The sequence below is a fragment of the Thiocystis violacea genome, assembly GCF_016583565.1.
GTDB lineage: Bacteria > Pseudomonadota > Gammaproteobacteria > Chromatiales > Chromatiaceae > Thiorhodococcus > Thiorhodococcus violaceus_A.
This window is the reverse complement of sequence record NZ_NRRF01000159.1, coordinates 1-2857: the sequence shown is the minus strand read 5'-3', so window position 1 is coordinate 2857 and position 2857 is coordinate 1. Positions and strand designations below refer to the sequence as shown.

Sequence of the window (2857 nt, the reverse complement as noted above, 5' to 3'; positions counted from 1 at the left end):
GCACATCAATCTGACTGGCGACTATGTCTGGCGGCAGGATCGGTTGCCCGCGGACGGGCGGTTTCGGCCGCTACGCCTAGGGGCGAAACATTAGCGTACGATTTTTTCCGAATTCTGCGGTGACCCCGACCTGGCGAGGTTTCCGGCATTGCGCGCCCCTTCGACATACCCGGCAAAGCGGCTGACTTCAGCCAGCACCGCAAGGATCAGCTCGCAGTGATCGCACAGGAAATCGGTTTGTGGTGTTGAAGGCATGGAAGTCTCCATGGCGGAAGCCGCCCCGCATCTTGAAAAACGCAGACCCGCGCCATCTCACACCTGCTTTTATGGGTGTGCAGCTCGCTGAACGCTGAACGAAACGCCTTCATGCGCCTTCAGATGAGCCACCACAGCGAAGAGGTTGTCAGCACGGGGATTTCCCTGCTCGCTGAGCATCCGCATCAGGCTTTTCGGGCTCTTTTGAAGCTGTACGCCAAGCTGCTCAAAGCCGACGGTCGCGTTGACGTAGTCACGCAGGAGGACCTTGCCGGTTTCGAGATCGGCGTTCAGAAACGCATCCAGGGCTTCTTCCAGCAGGGCAACCCGAAACTCGGGGTCACGCTCGGCGCGAGCCTTGACGGTGTCTTTAAAATCTCTGGTGAGTGCCATCGTCTCACCCTCCTTTCTTACGGTGTTTGTAATCGTGCCAATACGTCTTGGCCTGGTCGATGTCACGCTGCTGCCGCTTCTTTGTTCCACCAACCAGCAGGATCACGAGTTTCTGGCCGTCCTGACCGAAATACACGCGATACCCCGGCCCAAAATCGATCCGCCGTTCGGAGACTCCTTCCCCGACCGGCTTCACGTCCCCGAAATTGCCGGTTTCGATACGGGCGAGCGCGGTGCGCACTTTCGCCGCCGCTCGCGCCTCAAGGCCCTCGAACCATGCGGCGAATGGGCTCTCCCCGGCTTCCGTTTCGTATTGGGCAACCTCAATCATACACTATAGTAACACATACGTTACCTTTTGGTAAAGGTCATTCAGCCTGCTTTCACCTTCAGCCCCTTGAGCGCCTCGATCAGCCCGCCGATCTCATCGGTCTGACGCACACGCTCGATGAGCGTCGCGTGCTCAATGTGCTGCGCCCGCAGGGCCTCCTCGGTCTCGGCAAGCCTCTGAGCGGTGCGCTCCAGTTCCCTGCCCTGCGCCTCCCGCTCGCGCCGGGCCTGATCGCGCTCTGATTTCAGGCCCTGCTCCTGACTGGCGTAGTTCTCCAGCTGGTGATGGAGCGCCTTGATCTCGTCGTCCTGGGCGACGCTGCGCGCGGTCCGTTCGGCAATCACGGCTTGGGCTTCATGGAGGGCGGTACGGGTCTGCTCGTGGGCGCTGTGCGCCTTGGCCTGTGCCTCCCGTAGGCTGTCCCCGTCCTGCCGTGCATGGGCCAATTCGGTCTCCAGGCGGCTGCTCTGCTGGAGCGCGCTTTCAATCTGGCGCCGCAGATCCTCAAGGGCGGTGTCCTGTGAGGCGATCCGCTCGGCCCGCTCGGCGGCGCGGGCCTGGGATTCTCGCGCCGCGCTGCGGGTCTGCTCATGCGCCTGGCGTTCGGCCTCAAGCGCCGCCCTCCCCTGCTGCACGCTCTCGCGCGTGCGCTCCAGCTCCCCGTCCAACTTACCGATCTCGGCCAGCATCTCGGCGCGCTCCTGCTCGATGGCCTTGCGCGCCTGTGCCAGGGCCTCACGCTCGCCGGCGAGCTGGCCCTGGGCCGCCTGCCAGGCCACGCCCCACACCTGGCGTAGCACCGCCTCAACCGGCTCGGGAATGGCCGGCAGGCTCGCCGCCTGCTGGTGCTCATGCAGGGCTTTCCATTCGGCCAACAGCGGCGTGATGGTGTTGGGGCTGCCCCCGCCGAGGCGCGAGCGCACCGCCACCACGGTCGGGTTCTGCCCTTCACGGACCAGGGCATCTGCGGTCTCGAAGACCTGTTCACGGGTCACACCGGATCGTGCCATGGCGGCGGCTCCTATCAATATCATAATTAGTGTAATTACATAATTATGTTACAGTACAGAACACCACCCGAGAAGGGGCTCAGCGTGCGGCCTTGCGGGCCAGCGCACGACTGACGGGGTGCTGGCGATGATGATCCGCCTGGAGCGCATCCTCGTGCGTCACCGGCTCGACAAACAGCGTCAACTCGTGCGCCACTTGCTCTCCTGGTTCGAGGAACACGCGCCAAATCCGCTGTCGATGCGGGCTCAACGTTTTCACATCCACCACCTCTTAACGGTGCCGCTGCGTTTGCGATTTCAACAGGGAATTGCCCTAAACGCCCTGATCGATGCCACGATCTCCTCCAGGAGCTGCGCGGCGGCTTGGATCGGATCGTCGTCCAGGTCGTCGATCTCGAACGGCTCCCCGAGTTCGTTCTCCGTCATCAGGATCAGGCGCATCGCCTCCTCGGGCCGGGCCTGCAGCTTCGCCAACAACAGCTCGGGCTCCTGGATCGCCCGATGGCAATCCAGGGCACCCCGGTCCAAGGCGTCGCGAATCAGGGCCAAGCTCGCCAGTTCGATCCGAGGGCTCCAGGGGATCGCGTTGGCGCTCAGGATCTCCCGTGAGCGCTGGTTGAGAGCGCACATTCCGCAGGCATGATGCCTGCCGATGAGTATTTTTTCGCTGCAGATAGCCCCATGTGATCGGTTGTCGGCAGCGCCATTGACGCTTCCGACTGTCTTTCTTAGAAGATGGCGGAACACCGCCATCCGAGTCCGTGACACTCGGCGGCTCGCGAGCCGGGCTGGAAAGGCTCCCCGCCTTTTTCAAGGGGAGAAAACCGATGGCCCATCCGTTCGCAGCACTGATCGACGCGCACACGCA

6 protein-coding genes are annotated in these 2857 nt (G+C 62.8%); all 6 read right to left on the bottom strand.

Translation table 11 applies throughout. The annotated features are described in order from the left end of the window. Positions 1–90: 90 nt before the first annotated feature. Positions 91–255, bottom strand: coding sequence for a hypothetical protein (locus CKO23_RS24260; protein WP_200335994.1), 165 nt, complete (start codon positions 253–255; stop codon positions 91–93). A gap of 69 nt (positions 256–324) precedes the next feature. After that, a complete protein-coding gene (locus tag CKO23_RS24255) occupies positions 325–648 on the bottom strand; it encodes a helix-turn-helix domain-containing transcriptional regulator (RefSeq protein ID WP_200335992.1) in 324 nt (107 codons plus the stop codon). A gap of 4 nt (positions 649–652) precedes the next feature. After that, positions 653–979 (bottom strand): type II toxin-antitoxin system RelE/ParE family toxin, encoded by a 327-nt coding sequence (locus tag CKO23_RS24250; RefSeq protein ID WP_200335988.1) that lies wholly within the window; start codon positions 977–979, stop codon positions 653–655. A 41-nt stretch (positions 980–1020) separates the two neighbouring features. Further along, the gene (locus tag CKO23_RS24245) at positions 1021–1989 is read right to left on the bottom strand and encodes a DNA-binding protein (RefSeq protein ID WP_200335987.1); all 969 of its coding nucleotides are present in this window, start codon (positions 1987–1989) and stop codon (positions 1021–1023) included. A gap of 79 nt (positions 1990–2068) precedes the next feature. Beyond that, positions 2069–2209, bottom strand: a complete 141-nt coding sequence (locus CKO23_RS24240) for a hypothetical protein (protein WP_200335986.1) — start codon at positions 2207–2209, stop codon at positions 2069–2071. Between the two features lie 77 nt (positions 2210–2286). Then, on the bottom strand, positions 2287–2619 hold the full coding sequence (locus tag CKO23_RS24235; protein ID WP_200335984.1) for a hypothetical protein: 333 nt from the start codon (positions 2617–2619) through the stop codon (positions 2287–2289). Positions 2620–2857 lie beyond the last annotated feature (238 nt).

Coding starts and splice junctions, on each gene's coding strand:
- CKO23_RS24260 (WP_200335994.1), bottom strand. CDS start 255: ATGCCTTCAACACCACAAACCGATTTCCTGTGCGATCACTGCGAGCTG.
- CKO23_RS24255 (WP_200335992.1), bottom strand. CDS start 648: ATGGCACTCACCAGAGATTTTAAAGACACCGTCAAGGCTCGCGCCGAG.
- CKO23_RS24250 (WP_200335988.1), bottom strand. CDS start 979: ATGATTGAGGTTGCCCAATACGAAACGGAAGCCGGGGAGAGCCCATTC.
- CKO23_RS24245 (WP_200335987.1), bottom strand. CDS start 1,989: ATGGCACGATCCGGTGTGACCCGTGAACAGGTCTTCGAGACCGCAGAT.
- CKO23_RS24235 (WP_200335984.1), bottom strand. CDS start 2,619: ATGTGCGCTCTCAACCAGCGCTCACGGGAGATCCTGAGCGCCAACGCG.